Origin of the sequence: Pseudomonas cedrina subsp. cedrina, assembly GCF_001983175.1 — a bacterium.
Lineage (GTDB): Bacteria > Pseudomonadota > Gammaproteobacteria > Pseudomonadales > Pseudomonadaceae > Aquipseudomonas > Aquipseudomonas cedrina.
In genome coordinates, this window is the sequence record NZ_MNPW01000007.1 from 140276 (window position 1) to 165236 (window position 24961).

Here is a 24961-nt window from a genome sequence, read left to right on the forward strand (position 1 = left end):
TGCTGAGCACTCCATCATGACCCAGCAAAACCTGTTCCTCGGCATCGACTGCGGCACCCAAGGCACCAAGGCCATCGTCCTCGACGCCGCCAGCGGCAAGGTGCTGGGCCTGGGCGCCGCGGCGCACACCCTGATCAGCGGCGCCAATGGCCGTCGCGAGCAGCACACCCAGGAATGGCTTGACGCGTTTACCCAAGCTTCCCACCGCGCCCTGCAACAGGCCGGCGTGGACGGCCAGGACATTCTCGGCATCGGCGTCTCCGGCCAGCAGCACGGGCTGGTTCTGCTCGATGACCAGGGCCAGGTATTGCGCCCGGCCAAGCTGTGGTGCGACACCGAAACGGCGCCGGAAAACGACCGCCTGCTTCACCACCTGGGCGGCGAGACTGGCTCCCTGGAACGCCTCGGCGTGGCGATTGCACCGGGCTATACCGTGTCAAAGCTGCTCTGGACCCGCGAGCAGCACCCTGAGATTTTCGCGCGCATCGCGCATATCCTGCTGCCCCACGACTACCTCAACTACTGGCTTACCGGTCGCGCGGTCGCGGAATACGGCGATGCGTCGGGCACCGGCTATTTCAACGTGCGCAGCCGCGAATGGGATGTGGCACTGCTGCGGCACATCGATCCGAGCGGTCGCCTGGAACAGGCGTTGCCGCCACTGATCGAGGCCAACCAGGCAGTCGGCACCGTCCTGCCGGCCATCGCCGAGCGCCTGGGCATCAACCCCAAGGCCATCGTCTCCAGCGGTGGCGGCGATAACATGATGGGTGCGATCGGCACCGGCAACATTGCCCCCGGCGTGATCACCATGAGCCTGGGCTCGTCGGGCACCGTGTATGCTTTCGCCGACCAGCCCAGCGTGAGCCCGCAAGCGGCGGTCGCCACGTTCTGTTCGTCGAGCGGCGGTTGGTTGCCGTTGATCTGCACCATGAACCTGACCAATGCAACCGGGGTGATCCGCGAGTTGTTCGACCTCGACTTGGCGGGTTTCAACAGCCTGGTCGAGCAGGCGCCGATCGGTGCCGACGGCGTGAGCATGCTGCCGTTCCTCAACGGCGAACGCGTGCCCGCCCTGCCCCATGCCACCGGCAGCCTGCACGGCCTGACCATGACCAACCTGACCCGCGCCAACCTGTGCCGCGCGGTGGTCGAGGGCACCACCTTCGGCCTGCGTTACGGCCTGGACCTGCTGCGCCAGACCGGCCTGCAAAGCCACAGCATCCGCCTGATCGGCGGCGGCTCGAAAAGCCCTGTGTGGCGGCAGATGGTCGCCGATATCATGAACACCGAAGTGATCTGCACCGAACAAAGCGAAGCCGCCGCCCTGGGCGCGGCGATCCAGGCGGCGTGGTGCCAGTCCGGCGAAAGCCTGGCCAGCCTGTGCGACAAATGCGTGAGCGTCGACCCGGCCAGCCGTACCCTGCCGGTGGCGACCAGCGTCAGCGCCTACCAACAGGCTTACGAGCGCTATCAACAGTTAGTGGCAACCCTTTAAGAGCGAACGACTATGTATCTGGTGTGTGGTGAAGCGCTGTTCGATTTTTTCAGCGAGGAAGACGCCAGCGGGCAGGCTTCCAGGGTGAATTACAAGGCGATTGCCGGCGGTTCGCCGTTCAACGTCGCGGTCGGGTTGCGTCGCCTGGGCATCGAGGCCGGGCTGTTTGGCGGCGTGTCCACCGATTTCCTGGGCCGGCGCTTGTTGCAGGTGCTCAGAGATGAAGGCGTCAGCGAGCGGTTCCTGGTGGAGTTCAATGCGCCGACAACCTTGTCAATGGTCGCCGTGGGCGCCGATGGTTCGCCGCAGTACAACTTTCGCGGCGAGGGCTGTGCCGATCGACTTTTGGAGACTGCCCATCTGCCCGCGCTGGGCGATGACATTCGTGGCCTGCATGTCGGCTCGTTTTCCCTGGTGGTGCAGCCGATTGGCGATACCCTGCTGAGCCTGGTCAAGCGCGAAAGCGGCAAGCGCCTGATCAGCCTCGACCCCAACGTGCGGCTCAACCCGCAGCCGGATATCCAGCTGTGGCGTGACCGCGTCGCCGAGCTGGTCAAGCATGCCGACCTGATCAAGGTCAGCGATGAGGACCTGCACCTGCTCTACCCTGACCAGTCGCCGGAAAGCGTGCTGCAGGGTTGGCTGCAACACCGCTGCCAACTGGTGTTCCTGACCCGTGGCGGCGATGGCGCCAGCGTATTCAGCCGCCAACATGGCAACTGGTCCGCACCGGCAGTCGAGGTGGTGATGGCCGACACAGTCGGCGCCGGGGACACCTTCCAGGCCGCGCTGATTGCCTGGCTGACCGAACAGCAATTGGATTCGGTAGAGGGCCTGCAACAGCTCACCCGCGAGCAGATCGACGCCATGCTCGGCTTTGCGATTCGCGCGGCTGCCTTGACCTGCACCAAGACCGGGCCTGACCTGCCGTACCGCCAGCAGCTCTGATGGTCTTGCAAGCATGTAGGAAATTTCCCAGAAACCTCTATTTAATCAATAGTTAAGGTGAGGAGATGACAGTGGGCTCGACCGCATTTCTTTAGCCATCGGCTGAAGGTGCGGCCACCGGTTCATCACGTCGATGAACCGGACCACTGACGGAGAATCCTCATGAATCCGCACCGCGTACTCCTGCTCGGCTGCACTCTGGCGTTCACTGCTGCAGCGGTAACGGCGCAGGCTGAAACAAAGCCCGTGCCGTACCACTACGGCATGCCCATGGACATCCAGAAGGTGATTTCCATGACCGAACCCCAGACCCGAGACTGCAAAGTCATCGAGGCCCAGATCAAATTCGTGGACAAGGCCGGTGAGGTGCAACAGGTCAGCTATAAAAAGTTATCCGAGGCTTGCCTGTTCCAGAACTGAACCGTCCAACGCCGCGCTGTTGCTGGCCATTGGCGTGATGTTCTATCGCGCACGCCATGCGCCGCCGTCCGCTACCCGACGCGCCATGACCAGCGGTTTTATCGCCGGATGCCTGATATGGCGGTATTGGGGTTCAGTGAATGGATAAACGGCAATGCCGGGCCCGGCATTCTGCTGGCCGTGGCAACGGAAACCGTACTGGGCCTGGCGTTCATCCAGGCCCACAGGTCTTCGGTCACTCAAACCCAGGCGTCTAGCTAGTAGAAGCCTCGCCCTCCCGCTCTTTTCAGGGTGGGTACATGGGCCTGCTTGAGGTCTTCACGCAACCCGGTAATCAGGTTGCAAATGGCTCGACTGCTGTCGAGTTTGTCCGCGTTGATGCCTTTGACTTCCAAATCCACACGGTCACGGTCGCGGTCGTCGTAGACCTTGATCGTCAGCGAAGCATCTTCGGCTTTGGTGCATTCGCACCGTTTGGGCAGGAAACTTCCTTCAATAATACTGCGTAGTTCCAGTTCCGAAAGCATGGTCAACCTCTCCTTTATTGAGACTGCCAACAGTTTGTTGTGATTATGGCGAGTGCTCGCCCGCCGCGCCTTGCCAACCCTGGCAGACGCTTACAACACCCAAGCCTACTCGGCAAAACCGGACCTTGTAGTAACTTTTCCTCATAAGCCGCGCGCTGGGTTATATAAGTTAAACAGCGTGGGTTTAATCATCGTCGAACACCTGCGATTAAACGTTTAACCCTGGACTTCGAATTAAACGACACATTGCGCCGCCACGCGTTCTGCAACATATCGCAAACTATCAAAGTTGATATTAGCTCCGGAATTGATCGCCACCAGGGTCTGCCCGAGCAGACTGTGACTGGCCACGTACTTGCAGATACCCGCCACCGCCAATGCGCCGGAAGGCTCGGTGATGGAGCGTGTATCGTCATAAATTAGCTTGATGGCGCTGCACAGTTCGTCATTGCTGACGGTGATCACCTCATCCACCCAGTCCCGGCAGATCTCAAACCCGTAGGCGCCGACTTGCGCCACCGCCGTGCCGTCGGCAAACCCGTCGACGCTGGGCAGCACCACCCGTTCACCGGCCCGCAGCGCCGCCAGCAGGCAACTGGAACCTTGCGGTTCGACGCCGATGATGCGCACCTCGGGCCGCAGGTATTTGACGTACGCAGCCACGCCGGCGATCAGGCCACCTCCGCCCACCGGCACGAAGATCGCGTCCAGCGGGCCCTGCTGCTGACGCAGGATTTCCATGGCGACGGTGCCTTGGCCGGCGATCACCTGCGGGTCGTCGAAGGGCGAGACGAAGGTGCACCCCGACGACTCCGCCAATTGCAGCGCGTGGGCCAGGGCGAACGGAAAACTTTCTCCGTGCAGCACCGCTTCAGCACCACGGGAACGTACGCCCAATACCTTCAACTCCGGCGTGGTGCCGGGCATGACGATTCGCGCGCGGATCCCCAGCTCCCGCGCCGCCAGCGCCACACCCTGGGCATGATTGCCCGCGGACGCGGTGACCACGCCCCGCGCCTTTTGCGCGTCGCTCAACTGCACCAGCTTGTTGTAGGCGCCACGGATCTTGAAGGAAAACGTCGGCTGCAGGTCTTCGCGCTTGAGCAGCACCTGGTTGCCGAGCAACGCCGACAAGGCGGGGGCAGCCTGCAAGGGCGTGCGCACCGCCAGGTCATACACCGGGGCGGCGAGGATTTGTTTCACATACCGTTCAAGCAGCCCAGGGTCGGCGAGAGGGTCGGCGAGGTGGGGCGCGGTACAGGTGCTCATGGGTGTCTCCTGGCTTTTTGGCAAAAACCCCGGAAGACGGAAAAAACAAAACCCGCCTCCAGGGCGGGTTTGGGTGCAGCCGTGTGCTATCCCGCCAAGTGAGGAATGGCGGTAATAATGCTCTGCTGGCTGCGCAAGGTTTGAGAGGTCATACCGCGAAACTAACCGGCGGCGGCCGGAAGAGTCAATGATCGAATGCCATTTAGCGGCTGGGGCTTTACGATGAACATACGAAACATATACGCTTTGTATATTCAAACCTCACAGTGAACAGCATGGGCATCGTCAAGATCACCGACCAACTGCACGAACAACTGCGCCTGGCCAGCGCCGCGATGGACCGCTCCATCAACGCCCAGGCCGAGTTCTGGATCAAGATCGGCCTGCTCGCCGAACTCAATCCCCACCTGCCCTACAACGAGCTGATCAACAAGCTGTTGCTGGACAAGCCCGACCTGATCCGAGGGCGCGGTTGATGATCAAGACCGCCGCACAACTGGTCGTGATGCGCGAATCCGGGCGTCTGCTGGCCCAGGTCTTCGACATGCTCGACGGCTTTGTCGGCGCCGGCCGCTCCACCCTGGAGCTGGACGCCGCCGTCGAAGCCTACATCCGCGACGACCTCAAGGCTCGTCCGGCGAGCCTGGGCCAGTATGACTACCCTTTTTCCATCAACACCTCGATCAATGAGGTGGTGTGCCATGGCATGCCCAGCGCCAAGGAGGTGCTCAAGGACGGCGATATCGTGAATATCGACATCACCCTGGAAAAAGGCGGCTTCATTGCCGATTCCAGCAAAATGTACATGATCGGCACCGTCGCCCCCAAAGCCCGGCGCCTGGTCGAGATGACCTTCGAAGCGATGTGGGCCGGCATCCGCCAGGTCAAGCCGGGCGCCCGCCTGGGCGATATCGGCCATGCAATCCAAAGCCACGCGCAAGCCAACGGCTACAGCGTGGTGCGTGAGTACTGCGGCCACGGCATTGGCCGGCAGATGCATGAAGAACCGCAAGTCCTGCACGTCGGCCGCCCCGGCACCGGGCTGGAACTGCGCGAAGGCATGGTGTTTACCATTGAGCCAATGCTCAACCAGGGCAGCTCGAAGGTGCGCAGCCTGAAGGATGGCTGGACGGTAGTGACCAAGGACAACAGCCTGTCGGCGCAGTGGGAACATACCGTGGCGGTGACGGCGGATGGCTTTGAAGTGCTGACGTTGCAAACCGCTCCCTGACAGTCCCTGCAGGCTGGCGACGCTATCGCAGGATAGGTATTTACACATCCTTGTAGTGAGCGGGCTTGCCCCGCGCTGGGCGGCGAAGCCGCCCCAATAAAGACACCGCCGAGTTCGAGAAAAAAACCGAGTCGCCTGGTTTAGGGCGGCTTCGCCACCCAGCGCGGGGCAAGCCCGCTCACTACAGGGAAACTCAAGCCACCTGCTTAATCGCGGCTTTGGCTTCGAGCTCCCGCACCAACGGCAACACCCGCTTGCCGAAGTACTCGACTTCCTCCTGGAAGTGCAGGAAACCGGCCAGCACCAGGTCCACCCCCACCGCCTTGAGCGCGACGATGCGTTCGGCGATCTGCTGGGGCGTACCGATCAGGTTGGTCTTGAAACCATCGTTGTACTGCACCAGGTCTTCGAAACTCGACTTGGCCCAATTGCCCTCGCCTTCCGGTGAAGCCTTGCCGGCCTGTTTGGCGGCGTCACCAAATGCGTTCACCGCTTCCGGGTCGGCCTTGTCGATGATCTCCGCCAGCACGGCGCGGGCTTCTGCCTCCGTGTCGCGGGCGATGATGAAAGCATTGACGCCGACCTTGACCGAATGATTGTTCGCCGCTGCCTTGGCGCGAATATCGTCCACCTGCGCCTTGATGCCTTGCGGCGTGTTGCCGTTGGTGAAGTACCAGTCCGAGACCCGCGCGGCCATGTCCCGCGCGGCCCGCGAACTGCCGCCCTGGAATACTTCCGGCTGGCCGACAGGCTTGGGCTTGAGGGTGTAGTTGTTGAAGCGGTAGAAGTCGCCCTTGAAGGTAAAGTCGTCCTGGGTCCAGATGCCTTTGAGGGCGCGGATGAACTCTTCGGAACGCCGATAGCGCTCATCATGCTCCAGCCAGTGTTCGCCAATGGCCTGGAACTCGCCCTTGAACCAACCGCTGACGATATTCACCGCGATACGGCCGTTGGTGAGCTGGTCGATGGTCGCCAGTTGCTTGGCCGCCAGCGCCGGTTGCCACGGGCCGGGCAGGATCGCGGCGATCACCTTGAGCCGGGTGGTCGCGGCCAGCAGGGCGTGGCTGAACGCCACGGACTCATGCTGGTTCTCGGCGCCGTAGCCGGCGGTAAAGCGGATCTGGGTCAGGCCGTACTCGAAGCCGGCGGCCTCCGCCAGTTGCGCCAGCTTGCGGTTGTAGTCGATGCCCCAGTCGGTGCGTTGCTCGATCTTGCTGACCACCAACCCACCGCTGACATTGGGCACCCAATAGGCAAATTTCACAGCTTGCTGACTCATCGAACGGTACCTCGCACAAAGGGATGTACCCAGGCCTTGAGCAGCAAGCGTGCCAGGCCGGGCAAATGCCCAGGCCAGGGGCGCCGCGCTGAAAACCTAGTGCCGGCGTGACTGTTGCGGATCGTGCGGGTTTGTCGATCAGCTGTTGCCAGCGCAACAGTAGCGCATTGCGTTGCCCAGCAAATACGGGCGCCAGGACCCGGCACGGACTGTGCAATCACCTTCTGCATGATCACTGCCCAGGAACCTTGCCCATGACCGAACATCACGTCATCAACCCGCTGTCCATCGGCGTCGACTACCCCACACTGGCCGCGCGCTTCCGGCCAATCTTCCAGCGCATCGCCGACGGCGCCGTGGCGCGCGAGCACACCCGCACCCTGCCCCACGAGCCTATCCAATGGCTCAAGGAGGCCGGCTTTGGCGCGGTGCGGGTGCCGGTGGAATACGGCGGCGGCGGCGCTTCCCTGCCGCAGTTGTTCGAACTGCTGATTGAACTGGCCGAAGCCGACTCGAACGTGCCCCAGGCCCTGCGCGGGCACTTTGCCTTTGCCGAAGACCGCTTGAACGCGCCGCCCGGCGCCGGTCGCGACCTGTGGTTCAAACGGTTCGTGGACGGCGATATCGTCGGCTGCGCCTGGACCGAGATCGGCAGCGTGGCGATTGGCGATGTGGTCACCCAGGTCAGCCCCGACGGCGACAACTGGACACTCAATGGCGAAAAGTATTACAGCACCGGCAGTATTTTCGCCGATTGGATCGACGTGTACGCCCAGCGCAGCGACACCGGCGCAGACGTGATCGCGGCCACCCGCGCGCGCCAGCCTGGCGTGGTCCACAGCGACGACTGGGACGGCTTTGGCCAGCGCACCACCGGCAGCGGCACCTCGCGCTTTACCGGTGCGCGGGTGGAGGCCGAAAATGTCATCGACTTCGCCAGCCGCTTCAAATACCAGACCGCGTTCTACCAACTGGTGCTGCTCGCCACCTTGGCCGGTATCGGCCGCGCCGCCCTGCGCGACGTGGCGCATCAGGTGCGCAGCCGCAAGCGCATCTACAGCCATGGCAACGCGTCCCACGTCAGCCAGGATGCGCAAGTTCAACAGGTAGTGGGCGAAGTGGCCGCCCTGGTCTACGCCGCCGAGGCCAGCGCGTTGAAAGCGACGCTGCCGGCGCAACGTGCGTATGTGGCGCGCTTTGGCGGGGATGAGGCAGTGGAGCGCGAAGCCAATGTGGCGGCCGAGATTGAATCGGCCACCGCGCAAGTGGTGGTGTCGGAACTGATCCAGCGCGCCACCAGCCAATTGTTCAATGCGCTCGGGGCTTCGGATGTGCGCCAGGGCAAGGCCCTCGACCGGCATTGGCGCAATGCGCGGACGGTGTCTTCGCACAACCCGGTGATCTACAAGGCGCGCATTGTCGGGGATTGGGTGGTCAATGGGGCCGAGCCACCGTTTGTGTGGCAGATCGGGAATGGCCCGGTCAAGGCCTAAGGCCGGGCGCAGTCAAAACTGTGGGAGCGGGCTTGCTCGCGAATGCGGTCTTCCAGTTGAAGATTCTGTGACTGACACACCGCATTCGCGAGCAAGTCGAATCGTCGCACCGCCGCTCCCACATTGGGTTTGTGTAGGGCCTAGAAGGCAAGTTTATAGCCGATGCCCATGAGCATGACCGCCAAACACGGGCGCAGCACGCCGTCCGGGACTTTGCCGGTCATGTGGCTGCCTATGTAGATGCCCGGCAAAGACCCCATCAACAGAAAGCCCAGCAGATGCCAGTCCATATTGCCCATGCCGGCGTGGCCCAGGCCCGCCACCAGGGTCAGGGGCACGGCATGGGCGATTTCGGTGCCGACCAGACGGCGCGTGGCCAGGAACGGGTAAAGGATAAACAGCGCGACCGTGCCGAGTGCGCCGGCGCCAATGGAGGTCAGGGCGACCATGGTGCCCAGCACTGCGCCGGTGACGACGGTCAGGGCGTTCAGGTTGCGCGGGTTCATGTGGTAGCCATCGCCGGCATGGCGCTGGGCGAAGGCCAACAGGCTTTTCTTGAACAGGATCGCCAGCGCCGTCAACAGCAACACTACGCCAAGGGCCTGCTTGATCACCGCGTTCATCGCGCTGGGGTCGGTGTGCAGGCTGGCCAGGAACCACAGGGTCAGCAGCACCGCGGGCACGCTGCCCAGGGTCAGCCAGCCGGTGATGCTCCAGTCGATGTTCCTGTTTTTGCTGTGCACCAGCACCCCACCGGATTTGGTGATGGCGGCGTACAACAGGTCGGTGCCCACGGCCGTGGCCGGATTGATGCCGAACCACAGCAGGATCGGGGTCATCAAGGAGCCCCCGCCCACACCCGTCATGCCCACGATAAAACCTACGATCAGGCCGGCAACCACGAAACCAATATTACCCACATCCATTCCAGCTACCTGCGGCCTTATAAATTTCTGGCCGCAGGATAGCGATTTTTCTTATAACGACTTATATCAATATGATCTGACTTTATGCCATTTAGCTCAGCCGCTGACAGACATAGGCTTGGGTCTGATAGGGAAAGGCAACGGTGTCCCGTCCGCGCAAGTCGGGATGGGTCTGGATCAAAGCGCGCAATTGCGCGGTAACGGTAGCCTTTTCTGCTGCTGGAAGCGCCGCGATAAAGCTCACCGACAAAATGCGATCCATGATCACCTCCTGAGGACTGCCGACATGGCTGTACGCAAAACAGGTGAGTTCAGGATCGGAAAAATGCACGCCCGTGAAGGCTTCGCGCCAACGCCCGGTATGAAAGCGCGGGGTATCGCCTTCGTACGGGGTAATGATTTCTGTGATTGCCGCCACCCAGCCCACCGTTTCGTCTCGCACATTCCACACCAGCCCCAGTCGCCCGCCGGGCTTGAGCACGCGATGTATGTCCGCCAGTGCGGCCTGGGTGGAGAACCAGTGGAACGCCTGCGCGCAAACCACCGCATCGGCGCTGGCGGACGCCAGCGGGATGGATTCGGCCGTGCCGTTCACCAGGCGCACGCCCGGCAGCAGCCTGGTCAACTGCGCGCCCATCGCGGCCACCGGTTCGACGGCAATCAGCGTCGGTGCCAGGGTGCTGAGCAAGCGCGTGAATTTGCCGGTGCCGGCGCCCAGGTCGATCACCGTCGACCGTGCGTCAATCCGCAGGGTTTCGGTGAGCCAGCCGGTGAGTTGCCTGGGGTAATTGGGTCGGCCCTGGGCATAAGTGACCGCCTGGGTGGAGAAACCTTGTTGAGCGGACGCGTGAACACCAGTCATTGCCAATCTCTCCTCGGGTAAAGCGGGGGCACAGTGTGCGCCTTCCCCTCCGGGTTTTCTAATCGACGTTGGGCAACCACATGCGAAACCGCGCGCCGCCCAGCGGCGACGCCAATGCCGTCAAGGTGCCGCCCTGGGCCTGCAGGGCGCGCCGGCTGATGGCCAGGCCCAGGCCGAAACCGCCGGTCGCGCGGTCACGGCTGCGGTCGAGGCGGTAGAACGGTTCGAAGATGCGTTCGCGCTGATCCGCCGGAATGCCGATACCGTCGTCGTCGACCCAGATTTCGCAGCCCTTGGGGCAGACCTTCACGCCGACCTGAATGCGTTTGTCGCAGTAACGCGTGGCATTGCGCAGCAGGTTCTGCAAGGCACGGGCGGTTAGACGCGGGTCGAGGTTGAAGCGCTCCACGGCGCAGTCAAGCGCCACATCGATGACGATCTCGGGGTTTTCCAGTTCGTCGTCGACGCTGCCGAGCACACTGTCGATAAATTCGTCGAGCACGACGCTCACCCGCTCCGGCAGTTGCGCCGGGTTTTGCAGGCGGCTGTAGGACAGCAGTTCCAGCACCAGTTCGTCGAGCTCGCGGATATGCGCCACCAGGCTTTGCAGGCGTTCGCGGCTGGCCTGGGGCAAGTCTTCGGACAGCGCCAGGGCCAGGCCGAAGTCCAGGCGCGTGAGCGGCGTGCGCAGTTCATGGGACACGGCATTGAGCAAGTCGCGCTGTTGGTTGAGCAAGCGCTCGATATCGTCGGCCATGGTGTCGAACACCGAGGCCAGGCTGCCGATGCTGGAGTTGGCCGCAATCCCCGTGCGCTCAGCCATATTGCCCTGGCCCAGTTGCCCGGCGGTGCTTTTCAGGCGTTCCAGATCACGCCAGTGCGGGCGCAGCCATACCAGCAGGCAAGCCAGCAGCGCAGCAATGATCAGCACGTTGATGGCCCAATACAGCACGTTCATGTCCAGCGGATCGGGCGGGATCGTCAGCTTGACCACGAATTGATCGTTGATCGGCGAGCTGATCTGTTCCATCCAGCCCCATTCGCCCAGGCGCACCACCGACTTGCCCTGTTCCAGCAGTTGTTCTTCGGCCGGCGTGTAGCGGGCGTCCTGGCGCAGCAGCAGTTGGACCTTCAGTGGCGCGAAGTCGCGGCCCAGTTGCTCGGTCACCTGCGACCAGCGTTCCACCGGCGCGCGCTGGTATTGCTTGACGATCAGCTTTTGCTGGCCGCGGGTCTGCTCGATGTTGTAGTTCATGTAACGGTGTTCGAACAGCTGGATCACCAGGGTCGGCACCAGGTAGATCGCCGCACTGTAGGTGACGATGGTGATCAGGTAGAGACGCAACAGGACGCGGAACATGGGTCAGCATTCCCACTCGGAACGGCTGAACAGGTAGCCCTTGCCCCACACGGTCTTGATCTTGCGCGCTTCACCGGCGTTGTCGTCGAACTTGCGGCGCAGCTTGGAAATGGCCACGTCCACCGAACGGTCGGTGCCGTTGAACTCGATGCCGCGCAAGCGCTGCAGGATCTGGTCGCGGCTGAGCACTTCGCCGGCATGCCGCGCCAGTACCACCAGCAGGTTGTATTCGCCGCTGGACAGTTCCACCGCCTGGTCGCGCCAGATCACGGTGCGCTCCGACAGGTCAATGCACAGGTTGCCCATGATGATGCGGTCATTGGCGACCTGGGGTTCGGACAAGCTGCTGCGGCGCAATAAGGTGCGCACACGGGCGAGCAACACGCGCGGCTCGCAGGGTTTGGTCACGTAGTCGTCGGCGCCCATTTCCAGGCCCAACACCTGGTCATGGCTGTCATCGCGGGCGGTGAGCATCAGGATCGGCAGGCCCGCCGAGTCGGCGCGCAGCAAGCGGCACACCTGCAAGCCGTCGAGACCGGGCAGCATCAGGTCGAGGATCACCAGGTCCGGCGGGTTGACACGCGCGCGTTCGCGGACCTGGTCGCCACGGCTGAGCACGCTGACGTGGTAGCCATTGCGTTCCAGATAGCTGGCAATCAGCTCGGAAAGTGCGGCGTCGTCTTCGACCAGGAGGATGTTGGGCATGGCGTTTCCAAATAATGCGGTTTGTCGGCGGTGCACAGGGCGCTGCATGAACTGCTTTTTGTGGGAGCTGGCTTGCCTGCGATAGCATCACCTCAGTCTGGGCAAAGACCGCGGCGTTTGCATCGCAGGCAAGCCAGCTCCCACATAAGCAGTGTGCAAGGATATACGCCCCCGGCGTCCCGCGCGCCGCACCTTACATTTCTTCACACACGCCCTACACAGCTTCACAGCACCACGGCGCAGGTGCCCTTAGGATGCGCCAGTCAATATTGGGATAAGAGCATGTCGAAGAATCCGTTTGCGCCGTTTTGCCTGCTGGCCCTCACCCTTGCGCTGGGCGCATGTGGCGACTCCGCAGCGCCGACGCCACAGCCGCCGCTGGCCAAAGTGCGCATTGAAACCCTTGAAGCCAAACCCCTGGCCATCACCAGTGAACTGAGCGGGCGCATTGCCGCGCCACGGATCGCCGAGGTGCGCGCACGGGTGGCGGGCGTGGTGATGCAACGGGTGTTCAAGGAAGGCCATGACGTGAAACAGGGCGATGTGCTGTTTCGCATCGACCCGGCCCCGTTCAAGGCCGACCTCGACAGTGCCCAGGCCAACCTCAGCAAAGCCGAGGCCAATGCCTTCCAGGCACGCCTGCAAGAGCAGCGTTACAGCCAGTTGGTTGAAGGCAACGCCATCAGCGGCCAGGACTACGACAACGCCCGCGCCGCCGTGCGCCAGACCAACGCCGAAGTCGCCGCCAACAAGGCCGCCGTCGAGCGGGCCAGGCTGAACCTGGGCTATGCCACCGTGACCGCGCCGATTTCCGGGCGTATCGGCCGCGCGCTGGTCACTGAGGGCGCGCTGGTCGGCCAGAACGAAGCCACGCCATTGGCGATCATCCAGCAACTGGACCCGATTCACGCCGACCTGACCCAGTCGACCCGCGAGCTGAATGACCTGCGCCGCGCCTTCCGCGCCGGCAGCTTGAAACAGGTCGGCCAGGACCAGGCCAAGGCCACGCTGATCGAGGACGACGGCAGCCTCTACCCGTTGCCGGGCAAGTTGCTGTTCGCCGAGATCAGCGTCGACCCCGGCACCGGGCAAGTCATCCTGCGCAGCGAGTTCCCCAACCCGGACCTCGACCTGCTGCCCGGCAGTTTTGTGCGTGTGCGCGTGGAACAGGCGGTCGACAAGCAAGGCATCAGCGTGCCGCAACGCGCCATCACCCGTGACAGCGCCGGTATCCCGATGGTGCTGCTGCTGGATGCCGAGCAGACCGTGAGCCAGCAGCCGGTGGAACTGGGCGCCGTCATCAACGATCGCTGGATCGTCAGCCACGGCCTCAAGCCCGGTGACCGCATCATTGTCGAAGGCCTGCAACACGCGCGCCCCGGTGAAAAAGTTGAAGTGGACGCCAGCCCACTCGTAAAGGAATAGCCCGTCATGCCGCAGTTCTTTATTGACCGCCCGGTCTTCGCCTGGGTGGTGGCATTGTTTATCCTGCTGGCGGGCGCGCTAGCCATCCCGCAGTTGCCGGTGGCGCAGTACCCTGATGTCGCGCCGCCGAAAGTCGAAATCTATGCGGTGTACCCTGGCGCCTCGGCACAGACCCTGGACCAGAGCGTGGTCAGCCTGATCGAGCAGGAACTCAACGGCAGCGATCACCTGCTGTATTTCGAATCCCAGAGCAGCCTGGGCTCGGCCACCATCACCGCCACCTTCCAGCCGGGCACTAACCCGGAAATGGCCCAGGTCGATGTGCAGAACCGCCTCAAAGCGGTGGAGCCACGCCTGCCCCAGGCGGTCACCCAGCAAGGCTTGCAGGTGCAGAAAGTCTCTGCGGGCTTCCTGTTGCTGGTCACCCTGACCTCCAACGACGGCAAGCTCGATGACACGGCGCTCAGCGATTACCTGGCGCGCAACGTGATGAACGAGCTCAAACGCCTGGACGGCGTGGGCAAGGCGCAGCTGTATGGCGCCGAACGCGCGATGCGCATCTGGATCGACCCGCAGAAGCTGATTGGCTTCAATCTGACGCCGGCCGACGTGAATGCCGCAATCGCCGCGCAGAACGCCCAGGTTGCGCCCGGCAGCATCGGTGACTTGCCGGGCACCAAGACCCAGGAAATCACCGCCGCGATCCTGGTCAAGGGCCAGTTGTCGACCCCTGCGGAATTTGCCGACATTGTGCTCAAGGCCAACCCGGACGGCTCCACCGTGCGCATCGGCGATGTGGCGCGAGTGGAAGTCGGCAGCCAGGAATACCAGTTCTCCACGCGCCTGAACGGCAAGCCCTCGACGGCGGTCAGCGTGCAACTGTCGCCGGGTGCCAATGCGTTGAGCACCGCAACTCTGGTGCGCGTCAAGATGGATGAACTGTCGCGCTACTTCCCGGCCAACGTGGAATACAAGATCCCCTACGACACCTCGCCGTTCGTCAAAGTCTCGATCACCAAGGTGGTCTACACCCTGCTCGAAGCCATGGCGCTGGTGTTCGCGGTGATGTTCCTGTTCCTGCAGAACGTGCGCTACACCCTGATCCCGACGCTGGTGGTGCCGATTGCGCTGATGGGCACCTTCGCCACCATGTTGCTGCTGGGGTTCTCGATCAACGTGTTGACCATGTTCGGCATGGTGCTGGCGATCGGCATCCTGGTTGACGATGCGATTGTGGTGGTGGAAAACGTCGAGCGCATCATGGTCACCGAAGGCCTGTCGCCAAAGGAGGCGACGAAAAAGGCCATGGGCCAGATCACCGGCGCCATTATCGGCATCACCCTGGTGCTGGTGGCGGTGTTCCTGCCGATGGCTTTCATGAAAGGTTCGGTGGGGGTGATCTACCAGCAGTTCTCGCTGTCGATGGCCACCTCAATCCTGTTCTCGGCGTTCCTGGCCCTGACCTTGACCCCGGCCCTGTGCGCCACGTTGCTCAAACCGATCGCCCAGGATGAGCACCACGCCAAGGGCGGTTTCTTCGGCTGGTTCAACAAACGCTTTGACAGCCTCACCGAGCGTTATGAAGGCTGGGTGGCCTATGCCCTCAAGCGCAGCGGCCGTTACCTGCTGATCTACCTGGTGCTGCTGGTGGGCCTGGGGTGGATGTTCTCCCGCCTGCCCTCCTCATTCCTGCCGGTGGAAGACCAGGGCTACACCATCACCGACATCCAGTTGCCACCGGGCGCGAGCAAGAACCGCACCGTGCAGGTGGCCGAGCAGATCGAGGCGCACAACGCCGGCGAGCCGGGCGTGGGCGACACCACCATGATCATGGGCTTCAGTTTCTCCGGAGCGGGGCAGAACGCGGCGCTGGCGTTTACCACGCTCAAGGATTGGTCCGAGCGCGGCAGCGACGACGCCGCCGCCTCGATTGCCGAGCGCGCCAACATGGCCTTCAGCGGGCTCAAGGACGCGATTGCCTATGCGGTCCTGCCGCCGCCGGTGGATGGCCTGGGCACATCCAGTGGTTTCGAGTTCCGCCTGCAGGACCGCGGCGGCGTGGGTCATGCGGCGTTGATGGCGGCCCGTACCGATCTGCTGGCGGCCGCCGGCAAAAGCCCGATCCTGGCCAATGTGCGCGAAAGCGCCCTGGCCGAAGCACCGCAAGTGCAACTGGAAGTCGACCGCAAGCAGGCCAACGCACTGGGCGTGTCCTTTGCGGACGTGGGCAATGTATTGTCCTCGGCCATTGGTTCGGCCTATATCAACGACTTCCCCAACCAGGGCCGCATGCAGCGGGTGGTGGTACAGGCCGAAGGCGACCAGCGCAGCCAGGTGGCGGACTTGATGAAGATCAACGTGCGCAACAAGGAAGGCGAGATGGTGCCGCTCTCGTCGTTCGTCGAGGCCAGGTGGACCCAAGGCCCGACGCAGTTGACGCGCTACAACGGCTACCCGGCCATTGCGATTTCCGGCGAAGCGGCGCCGGGCCACAGCACCGGTGAAGCGATGGATGAAATCCAGCGTCTGGTCAGCCAACTGCCGGCGGGCCTGGGCCAGGAGTGGACCGGTTTATCGTTGCAGGAGCGTTTGTCGGGCTCCCAGGCGCCGATCCTGCTGGGCCTGTCGCTGCTGATCGTGTTCCTGTGCCTGGCGGCGCTTTATGAGAGCTGGTCGATCCCGACCTCGGTGTTGCTGGTGGTGCCGCTCGGTGTGCTCGGCGCGGTGCTGGCGGTGAGCTTGCGCGGCATGCCCAACGATGTGTTCTTCAAGGTCGGCTTGATCACCATCATTGGTTTGTCGGCAAAAAACGCGATCCTGATCATCGAGTTCGCCAAGGACCTGTATGACCAGGGTGAAGACCTGATCACCGCCACGTTGAAAGCCGCGCGGTTGCGCTTGCGGCCGATCATCATGACCTCGCTGGCGTTCATCCTCGGCGTGGTGCCGCTGGCGATCGCCACGGGCGCCAGCTCCGCCAGCCAGCAGGCGATTGGCACCGGGGTGATTGGCGGGATGATCACCGCGACATTGGCGGTGGTGTTTGTGCCGGTGTTCTTTGTGGTGGTGATGAAGCTGGTGAAGAAAAAACCACGCTAGCCCAGCCTGAACCGTTTCCTGTGGGAGCCGGCTTGCCTGCGATGTCCATCGGTATCTACACAGCCTGTAGTGAGCGGGCTTGCCCCGCGCTGGGTGGCGAAGCCGCCCCAAACCAGGCGATGCGGTGTTACCTGTAACTCGGTGGTGACTGTATTAGGGCCGCTCCGCAGCCCAGCGCGGGGCAAGCCCGCTCACTACAACGGCTTGGTGCCTGAAGCCATCGCAGGCAAGCCAGCTCCCACAAGAGTTATTTATGGTATCCATGATCAGGTACAGTCTGCTTACCCCTGCCAGCCGTGAGCATCCATGCCCTTCCTCGCCCGCACCCACCCTCGCCTCTCCGCCGCCGCCGTGCTCGGCATTGCCGTAGGCATCCTGGCGCCGGCGGATACGCTGGCCAGCAAAATCCTCTTCGGCTGGAACGCCGGGGTCTGGACCTACCTGATACTGATGTTGTGGCTCACCCGCCGTGCCAAGGCCGATGACGTGAAGCGCATCGCCGAGATCGAGGATGAAAACGCCGGGCTGGTGCTGTTCACGGTATGCATCGCTGCCATTGCCAGCCTGGCGACCATCACCTTCGAACTGGTGGGCAGCAAGGATCTGGCCGCCTCCGAACGTTTGCTGCACTACGCTTTTACCGGGCTGACGGTGATCGGTTCGTGGTTGCTGATCGGGGTGATCTTCAGCGTGCATTACGCACGCCTGTATTACACCTGGGACGGCAAGGCGCCGGCGCTGCGCTTTGCCGAAGGGTTGCTGACCCCCAATTACTGGGACTTCCTGTACTTCTCCTTTACCATCGGTGTGGCGGTGCAGACTTCCGATGTGGGCGTCGCCACCCGGGGCATGCGCAAAGTGGTACTGGCGCAGTCGCTGATCGGCTTTCTGTTCAACACGGCGATCCTCGGGTTCTCGATCAATATCGCCGCCGGGCTGTTCGGCTGACGCTGCACAAACCTTCTAGACGCCCATCGCTGGCTGGGCGCTAATAGCCTCACGTATTCCGCCTCGGTGTTTTATGGCCGCGCACAACTGGATCGACCTGTCCCAGGACGCCGACACTGGCATCGAGACCCTGCGCGCGCATTTCGAGGGCCACGCCTATGACCCGCACTGGCACGACAGTTACCTGATCGGCGTCACCGAACAAGGCGTGCAGCAATTCAACTGCCGCCGCACCCGTCACAACAGCGTGCCCGGCCAGGTGTTCCTTTTGGAACCCGGCGAACTGCACGACGGCGATGCGCCCACCGCCGACGGCTTCACCTATCACATGCTCTACCTCGACCCACACTGGTTGGCGCGTGAAGTGAGCGCGGTGTTCGAAGAGGCGCCGCAGGGTAGCCAGTTGAGTGTTGCCAGCACCTTGACCCGCGATCCGCGCCTGGCCCTGGCCACCAGCCAGGCGTTCCAGACCTTGCACAGCGGCGAGCTGCGCATTGTGCGACAACGCGCCATGGACCAATTGCTGGAGCGCCTCACCGGTCACCTTTACTGGCGCACCCGCTACCACGAAGACCCGCGATTGCCGCGGGTGGCACACAAGGCCCGGGAATACCTGCATGCCCACCTGCACGCCGATGTCGGCATGGACGAACTGGCCCTGGCCTGCGGGGTCGACCGCTTCCGCCTCAGTCGTGCCTTCAAGAGCGCGTTCGGCTTGCCGCCCCACGCCTACCTGGTGCAACTGCGCCTGGCCCGCGCCCGGCATTTGCTGGCCAAGGGCGAGCAACCGGCGCAAGTGGCGATTGCCCTGGGTTTTGCCGACCAGAGCCACCTGGGCCGCTGGTTCCTGCGTGCCTACGGCCTCACGCCCGCCGCGTACCGCAAACGCTGCTCAAATCTTCCAGACAGGTGACATGCAGGCTTGTGAAGATCGACTCCATCGTTTTTTTGGAGTCCCTGTCATGTTGCCATTTATATTGTTTGCCTTTGTTGCGTCTATCACACCCGGCCCCACCAACATCCTGGTGCTGAGCAACAGTGCGCGCTATGGGTTGAAAGCCGCCCTGCCGATCATTTTCGGCGCCTGCGCCGGGGCTGCGGGCCTTGTGTTGCTGGTAGGGAGCGGATTCGGCCAGTCCCTGGTCCATTTGCCCAAGGTACAGATGGCCATGCAATGGATAGGCATCGCCTGGCTGAGCTATCTGGCCTGGCAGATTTTCAGCGCGCCCGCCCAAGCTATCGAGGTGGATGCAACCGAAAAGCCCCTGGGCCTCATCGGCGCCGCCAGCCTGCAATTGATCAACCCGAAAACCTGGATGATGGCCCTCGCGGTAGTGAGCGTATTTGCCGGCAATGGCGAGGAGCGCCAGAGCCAGGTCGTGGTCTTGTCCCTGGTGTTTTTCCTGATATCCCTGCCCTGCCTGGGTACATGGGCGCTGTTGGGCATCGGGTCGGCCCGTGTATTTCGTTCACCCAAGGCCATGCAGCACTTCAACCGGGGCATGGCCCTGTTGCTGTTGGTCGCGACTTGGCTGAGTGTGGTGGTTTGACGCACCGGTTGTCTGACTTTGTCCTACAACAACTTGACGACTTTCCTCGTTTGATGGTTTCCTGAAACCGGTTTCAGTGATTCCAATAAAAATAGAAGGTCGATGACCGTGAACAACTTTTCCGCCGCCCAGCGCAGCCGCGTGACCATGCTCGACGTCGCCCAGCGCGCCGGCGTGTCCAAGGCCAGCGTGTCGCGCTTTATCGGCGATGACCGCGCCCTGCTCTCCGATGCCATTGCCCTGCGCATCGAGCAAGCCATCGAACAACTCGGCTATCGCCCCAACCAGATGGCCCGTGGCCTCAAACGCGGCCGCACGCGGCTGATCGGCATGCTGGTGGCCGATATTCGCAACCCCTATTCCATTGCTGTGATGCACGGCGTCGAAACCGCTTGCCGCCAGCATGGCTACAGCCTGGTGGTGTGCAACACCGACCGCGATGACGAGCAGGAGCGCCAACACCTGGCGGCGCTGCGCTCGTACAACATCGAAGGGTTGATCGTGAACACCCTCGGCCATCACCTGGACCAACTGCTGGAACTGCAACGGGAAATGCCCTTGGTGCTGGTGGACCGCAAGGTCGAGCCGTTGCACAGCGACCTGGTCGGCCTGGACAACCCGGCAGCGGTGCGCATGGCGGTGGAACACCTGGAGCAACAGGGTTACCGCGATGTGCTGCTGGTGAGCGAAGCCACCGATGGCACCAGTTCGCGGTTGGAGCGCCTGGAGAGTTTCAAGGCCGAAATCGCCAGGCGTCCGGCGTTGACCGGTGCGGTGCTTGAGATGGATGCCGCGCTGGAAAACAATCTGCAAAGCTTTCTTGCGAAACCTGGCCCCAAAGCGCTGTTCTGCGCCAACGGCATCGCCGCGCTGGCCTGCACCCGTGCGCTGAAAAACCTGGGCTGCCACCTGTTCGATGATGTCGGCCTGATCGCCCTGGATGATCTGGAGTGGTACCCGCTGGTGGGCAGTGGCATCACCGCCCTTGCCCAACCCACGGAGGCGATTGGCGCCACGGCGTTTGATTGCCTGCTCAAGCGCCTGCGCGGTGATACCGAGCCGACGCGTACCCTGGATTTCCTGCCCCAACTCATTATCCGAGGCTCAACCCGATCTCTTGTGGGAGCTGGCTTGCCTGCGATAGCGGTGCATCAGGCCAATCAAGGTGCCTGACACACCGCTATCGCAGGCAAGCCAGCTCCCACATTTGTTTTGCGTATAAAAATGAAACCGGTTTCAGAGATAAATAACAATGCATAAACACCACGTCTCCATCAGTCTTTCCAGCTACGGCGCCGACCTGGTTCGCCAGCAGGGCCAGTTGAGTTTCGTCGAATTGCTCGCCAGCGCCGGTGCCCAACGCATCGAATGGCGTGAGGAATTGCTGACCGTCGAACAGCCCTCCGAACTGGCCCAGGCCGCCGCCGAAAATGGCCTGGAATCCGTGTTCTCATCGCCCCTGGAACTTTGGGTCGCCGGTCGCGCCCAACCGAATGCCGAACTCGCCGCCACCCTGGACCGCGCCCAGGCCTTTGGCTCTCGCTGGCTGAAAGTCTCCCTCGGCTATTTCACCGACACTAACGATCTGGAAAGCCTGCACGCCCTGCTCGATCGCCACCCGGTCAAGCTGCTGGTGGAGAACGACCAGACCTTGCACGGCGGCCGCATCGAGCCGATGCAACGCTTCTTCAGCGAAGTCGAACGCCTGGGCCTGCCGGTCAAAATGACCTTTGACATCGGCAACTGGCAGTGGCAAGACCAATCCGCCCTCACCGCCGCGCGCCTGCTGGGCCGGCATGTGGATTATCTGCACTGCAAGGCCGTCGCCCGTCGCGCCGACGGCAAGCTGGTCGCGCAGCCTCCCGGCCCCACCGACCTGCATCTGTGGGAACAACTGCTCAAGTTGATGACTCCAGGTATTACCCGGGCGGTGGAATTTCCGCTGCAAGGCGATGACTTGGTCGACGTCACTGCGCGGCAGGTCGCCGCCCTCGCCCTGTTGGGCCAACCCCGTGCGGAGAATGCGCATGTCTGAGATCGATATTCTGTCGTTTGGTGAAACCATGGCGATGTTCGTTGCCGAGCAGACCGGCGACCTGGCCCAGGTCGCCCAGTTTCACAAACGTATCGCGGGCGCCGACAGCAACGTCGCCATCGGCCTGTCGCGCCTGGGCTTCAACGTGGCCTGGCTGAGCCGGGTGGGCGATGATTCCCTCGGACGTTTCGTGGTTGATACCTTGACCCAGGAAGGCCTGGATTGCCGGCATGTGGCGGTCGATCCGCTGCACCCGACCGGCTTTCAACTCAAGTCCCGCGAAGACGCGGGCGCTGATCCCCAGGTGGAGTACTTTCGCAAGGGTTCGGCGGCCAGCCACTTGTCGATCGCCGCGATCAGCCCTGCCCTGCTGCAAGCCCGGCACCTGCATGCCACCGGTATTCCACCTGCCTTGTCCGAAGCTACCCGCGAGCTGTCCGTGGAGCTGATGACGCAGATGCGCAAGGCCGGGCGCAGCGTGTCGTTTGACCCCAACCTGCGCCCGTCGCTGTGGGCCAACCAACAGACGATGATCCGCGAAATCAACGCCCTCGCCGCCAGGGCCGATTGGGTCCTGCCGGGCTTGAGCGAAGGCCGTCTGCTCACCGGTTTCGATGACCCGGCCGACATTGCCGCGTTCTACCTCGACCAGGGCGCCGAAGCCGTGGCGATCAAGCTGGGCCCCGACGGTGCCTACTACCGCACGCAGATGGACCAGGGTTTCGTGGCCGCCGTGCGGGTCGAAACGGTGGTCGACACGGTCGGCGCCGGCGACGGTTTCGCCGTGGGCATGATCAGCGCGCTGCTGGAAAACCTCAGTTTTCCCGAGGCGGTGCAGCGCGGCAACTGGATCGGCAGCCGCGCCGTGCAGAGCCGTGGTGACATGGAAGGCTTGCCCAGCCGTTCAGAGCTGCCCACCCGATCCGTCGCTTGACCCACACCCTGTTGCCACAACTACAACAAGCTCAGGAGCAACCCCATGGAAACCGTGAAACTCGCCACCCGCCGTTGGTGGTACATCATGCCCATCGTTTTTATCACCTACAGCCTGGCGTACCTGGACCGCGCCAACTATGGCTTCGCCGCCGCCTCCGGGATGGCCGAAGACCTGATGATCACTCCTGGCATGTCGTCGTTGCTGGGGGCGCTGTTTTTCCTCGGTTACTTTTTCTTCCAGGTGCCGGGGGCGATCTACGCGCAAAAGCGCAGCGTCAAGAAGCTGATCTTTGTCAGCCTGATCCTGTGGGGCGGCCTGGCCACCCTGACCGGGGTGGTGTCCAATGCCTACATGCTGATCGTGATCCGCTTCATGCTCGGCGTGGTCGAAGCGGCGGTGATGCCGGCCATGCTGGTGTACCTGTGCCACTGGTTCACCCGGGCCGAACGCTCGCGCGCCAACACCTTCCTGATCCTCGGCAACCCGGTGACCATGCTGTGGATGTCGGTGGTGTCGGGCTACCTGGTGCAGCATTTCAGCTGGCGCTGGATGTTTATCATCGAAGGTCTGCCTGCGGTGTTCTGGGCCTTCATCTGGTGGAAGCTGGCCGATGAGCGTCCAAAGGATGCCAAGTGGCTGAGCGATGCCGAGAAACAGGAACTGGAAAGCGCCCTGGCTGCCGAGCAAGTCGGTATCAAGGCGGTGAAGAACTACGCCGAAGCCTTTCGCTCGCCCAAGGTGATCATCCTGGCGCTGCAATTCTTCTGCTGGAGCATCGGCGTGTACGGCTTTGTGCTGTGGCTGCCGTCGATCCTCAAGGCCGGTTTGCAGATGGACATGGTCGAGGCCGGCTGGCTGTCGGCGCTGCCGTACCTGGCGGCGGTGATCGGCATGCTGGCGGTGAGCTGGGGGTCGGACAAGCTGCAAAAGCGTAAACGCTTTGTGTGGCCGCCGCTGCTGATCGCCTCGATTGCGTTCTACGCGTCCTACGTACTCGGTGCCGAGCACTTCTGGTGGTCCTACACCTTGCTGGTGATTGCCGGGGCCTGCATGTATGCGCCTTACGGGCCGTTTTTCGCCATCGTGCCGGAGATCCTGCCGGCCAACGTCGCCGGCGGCGCCATGGCGCTGATCAACAGCATGGGCGCCCTCGGTTCGTTCGGCGGTTCGTACCTGGTGGGTTACCTCAATAGCAGCACCGGTTCGCCCGGCGCGTCGTACCTGCTGATGAGCGGTGCGTTGCTGCTGTCGGTGGTGCTGACGATTTTCCTCAAGCCCGGCGCCAGTGATCGCGTGCGGGTGCCAACCCCGGAGTTGAAGGTAAAGACCTCATGAAAAAATCTGTCGTGCTGTACAAGAAACTCTCCGCGCCGCTGATGGCCCGCCTGCATGAACAGGCCGAGGTCACGCTGATCGAAGCCCTGGACGAGCCTGGCCTGGCCAAGCTGCGCGGTGCCCTGCCCGGCGCCCATGGCCTGCTCGGTGCCAGCCTGCGCCTGGATGCCACGCTGCTGGACCTGGCACCGAAACTGGAGGCGGTCGCCAGCGTGTCGGTGGGCGTCGACAACTACGACATCGACTACCTGACCGGGCGCGGCATCCTGCTCAGCAATACCCCCGACGTCCTCACCGAAACCACCGCCGACACCGGCTTTGCGTTGATCCTGGCGACCGCCCGGCGCGTGGTCGAGCTCGCCGACATGGTGCGCGCCGGCCAGTGGCACAAAAACATCGGCCCGGCGCACTTTGGCAGCGATGTCCACGGCAAGACCCTCGGCATCATCGGCATGGGCCGCATTGGCGAAGCCCTGGCCCAGCGCGGGCATTTTGGTTTTGGCATGCCGGTGATCTACCACAGCCATTCGCCCAAGCCGGCGGTGGAAGCGCGCTTCGGCGCGCAGTACCGCAGCTTGAATGACCTGCTGCAACAGGCTGATTTTGTCTGCCTGACGCTGCCGCTCACCGCCGAGACCGAAAAGCTGATCGGCGCCGAACAGTTTGCGCTGATGGGCCCGGAGACGATCTTTATCAATATTTCGCGGGGCAAGGTGGTGGATGAGGCGGCGCTGGTCGAGGCGTTGCAGCAACGCACTATCCGCGCGGCGGGGCTGGATGTGTTCGAGAAGGAACCGCTCGATCATGGCTCCCCCCTGCTGCGCCTGAATAACGTGGTGGCCACACCGCATATCGGCTCGGCGACCCATGAGACGCGCGAGGCGATGGCCCAGTGCGCGGTGGACAATCTGTTGGCGGCGTTGGCGGGAGAGAAACCGAAGAATCTGGTGAACCCGGCGGCCTGGCAGCAATAGCCCCCTGACACACCACAAAACCAACTGTGTAGTGAGCGGGCTTGCCCCGCGCTGGGTGGCGAAGCCGCCCCAATGAAGACGCCGCTCACGTTCAGGATGAAACGGGGTCGCCTGGTTTGGGGCGGCTTCGCCACCCAGCG

At 62.9% G+C, this 24961-nt stretch carries 22 protein-coding genes and 2 pseudogenes; 17 read left to right on the plus strand and 7 right to left on the minus strand.

The genetic code is table 11. From position 1 onward, the window contains the following. The first annotated feature begins 16 nt into the window (after positions 1–16). The 4 genes and pseudogenes from xylB to BLL36_RS16155 all read left to right on the plus strand — a co-directional run. Positions 17–1498: a xylulokinase gene (gene xylB / locus BLL36_RS16140; protein WP_076952387.1), complete on the plus strand. Its 1482-nt coding sequence runs from the start codon at positions 17–19 to the stop codon at positions 1496–1498. Positions 1499–1510: 12 nt separating this feature from the next. Beyond that, positions 1511–2446 (plus strand): carbohydrate kinase family protein, encoded by a 936-nt coding sequence (locus BLL36_RS16145; RefSeq protein ID WP_076952388.1) that lies wholly within the window; start codon positions 1511–1513, stop codon positions 2444–2446. Positions 2447–2608: 162 nt separating this feature from the next. Then, positions 2609–2866, plus strand: a complete 258-nt coding sequence (locus BLL36_RS16150; RefSeq protein WP_076952389.1) for a DUF2790 domain-containing protein — start codon at positions 2609–2611, stop codon at positions 2864–2866. 7 nt (positions 2867–2873) lie between these two features. Further along, positions 2874–3127, plus strand: a pseudogene (locus BLL36_RS16155) (hypothetical protein); the annotation flags it as partial. Here BLL36_RS16155 and BLL36_RS16160 read toward each other — a convergent pair. Next, a complete protein-coding gene (locus BLL36_RS16160; protein ID WP_076952390.1) occupies positions 3124–3393 on the minus strand; it encodes a DUF1652 domain-containing protein in 270 nt (89 codons plus the stop codon). The pseudogene BLL36_RS16155 and the gene BLL36_RS16160 overlap by 4 nt on opposite strands. Positions 3394–3651: 258 nt before the next feature. Further along, positions 3652–4662: pseudogene (gene ilvA, locus BLL36_RS16165) on the minus strand (threonine ammonia-lyase, biosynthetic); the annotation flags it as partial. 275 nt (positions 4663–4937) lie between these two features. Between ilvA and BLL36_RS16170 the strand changes: the two are divergent. Then, positions 4938–5138 carry a ParD-like family protein gene (locus BLL36_RS16170; RefSeq protein WP_017135045.1) on the plus strand — a complete coding sequence of 67 codons (201 nt, stop codon included), beginning with the start codon at positions 4938–4940 and terminating at the stop codon, positions 5136–5138. Beyond that, positions 5138–5893 carry a type I methionyl aminopeptidase gene (gene map / locus BLL36_RS16175; protein WP_076952392.1) on the plus strand — a complete coding sequence of 252 codons (756 nt, stop codon included), beginning with the start codon at positions 5138–5140 and terminating at the stop codon, positions 5891–5893. Before BLL36_RS16170 ends, map begins: the two co-directional genes overlap by 1 nt. Positions 5894–6086: 193 nt before the next feature. On the opposite strand, the gene sfnG is transcribed toward map, so the two are convergent. Beyond that, the gene (gene sfnG / locus BLL36_RS16180; protein ID WP_076952393.1) at positions 6087–7172 is read right to left on the minus strand and encodes a dimethylsulfone monooxygenase SfnG; all 1086 of its coding nucleotides are present in this window, start codon (positions 7170–7172) and stop codon (positions 6087–6089) included. Positions 7173–7426: 254 nt separating this feature from the next. Here sfnG and BLL36_RS16185 point away from each other — a divergent pair, with 254 nt between their 5' ends. Beyond that, positions 7427–8665 carry an acyl-CoA dehydrogenase family protein gene (locus BLL36_RS16185; protein WP_076952394.1) on the plus strand — a complete coding sequence of 413 codons (1239 nt, stop codon included), beginning with the start codon at positions 7427–7429 and terminating at the stop codon, positions 8663–8665. A gap of 140 nt (positions 8666–8805) precedes the next feature. Here the strand turns inward: BLL36_RS16185 and BLL36_RS16190 are convergent, their stop codons facing one another. The 4 genes from BLL36_RS16190 to BLL36_RS16205 form a co-directional block, all read right to left on the minus strand. Then, a complete protein-coding gene (locus BLL36_RS16190) occupies positions 8806–9591 on the minus strand; it encodes a sulfite exporter TauE/SafE family protein (RefSeq protein ID WP_076952395.1) in 786 nt (261 codons plus the stop codon). A 91-nt stretch (positions 9592–9682) separates the two neighbouring features. After that, positions 9683–10453, minus strand: coding sequence for a class I SAM-dependent methyltransferase (locus BLL36_RS16195; RefSeq protein WP_076952396.1), 771 nt, complete (start codon positions 10451–10453; stop codon positions 9683–9685). A 58-nt stretch (positions 10454–10511) separates the two neighbouring features. Continuing rightward, entirely contained in the window at positions 10512–11813 is a 1302-nt protein-coding gene (locus tag BLL36_RS16200; protein WP_076952397.1) for an ATP-binding protein, read from the minus strand. Positions 11814–11816: 3 nt separating this feature from the next. Next, positions 11817–12518, minus strand: coding sequence for a response regulator transcription factor (locus BLL36_RS16205; RefSeq protein WP_076952398.1), 702 nt, complete (start codon positions 12516–12518; stop codon positions 11817–11819). Positions 12519–12800: 282 nt separating this feature from the next. Between BLL36_RS16205 and BLL36_RS16210 the strand changes: the two genes are divergently transcribed. The 10 genes from BLL36_RS16210 to BLL36_RS16255 all read left to right on the plus strand — a co-directional run bounded on the left by BLL36_RS16210 (position 12801) and on the right by BLL36_RS16255 (position 24821). Further along, on the plus strand, positions 12801–13943 hold the full coding sequence (locus BLL36_RS16210) for an efflux RND transporter periplasmic adaptor subunit (RefSeq protein ID WP_076952399.1): 1143 nt from the start codon (positions 12801–12803) through the stop codon (positions 13941–13943). Between the two features lie 6 nt (positions 13944–13949). Then, on the plus strand, positions 13950–17042 hold the full coding sequence (locus BLL36_RS16215; RefSeq protein ID WP_076952400.1) for an efflux RND transporter permease subunit: 3093 nt from the start codon (positions 13950–13952) through the stop codon (positions 17040–17042). A 306-nt stretch (positions 17043–17348) separates the two neighbouring features. After that, positions 17349–17990, plus strand: a complete 642-nt coding sequence (locus tag BLL36_RS16220; RefSeq protein ID WP_076952401.1) for a DUF1345 domain-containing protein — start codon at positions 17349–17351, stop codon at positions 17988–17990. Positions 17991–18063: 73 nt separating this feature from the next. Further along, positions 18064–18903 (plus strand): AraC family transcriptional regulator, encoded by an 840-nt coding sequence (locus tag BLL36_RS16225; protein WP_076952402.1) that lies wholly within the window; start codon positions 18064–18066, stop codon positions 18901–18903. A 49-nt stretch (positions 18904–18952) separates the two neighbouring features. Next, a complete protein-coding gene (locus BLL36_RS16230; RefSeq protein WP_076952403.1) occupies positions 18953–19540 on the plus strand; it encodes a LysE family translocator in 588 nt (195 codons plus the stop codon). A 108-nt stretch (positions 19541–19648) separates the two neighbouring features. Continuing rightward, entirely contained in the window at positions 19649–20713 is a 1065-nt protein-coding gene (locus BLL36_RS16235; protein ID WP_090220136.1) for a LacI family DNA-binding transcriptional regulator, read from the plus strand. Positions 20714–20792: 79 nt separating this feature from the next. Next, positions 20793–21575, plus strand: coding sequence for a sugar phosphate isomerase/epimerase family protein (locus tag BLL36_RS16240; RefSeq protein ID WP_076952405.1), 783 nt, complete (start codon positions 20793–20795; stop codon positions 21573–21575). Next, positions 21568–22509, plus strand: a complete 942-nt coding sequence (locus BLL36_RS16245) for a sugar kinase (RefSeq protein WP_076952406.1) — start codon at positions 21568–21570, stop codon at positions 22507–22509. The genes BLL36_RS16240 and BLL36_RS16245 overlap by 8 nt, the downstream gene beginning before the upstream one ends. A 45-nt stretch (positions 22510–22554) precedes the next feature. Beyond that, on the plus strand, positions 22555–23847 hold the full coding sequence (locus BLL36_RS16250; RefSeq protein WP_076952407.1) for an MFS transporter: 1293 nt from the start codon (positions 22555–22557) through the stop codon (positions 23845–23847). Further along, entirely contained in the window at positions 23844–24821 is a 978-nt protein-coding gene (locus tag BLL36_RS16255; RefSeq protein ID WP_076952408.1) for a 2-hydroxyacid dehydrogenase, read from the plus strand. Before BLL36_RS16250 ends, BLL36_RS16255 begins: the two co-directional genes overlap by 4 nt. Positions 24822–24961 lie beyond the last annotated feature (140 nt).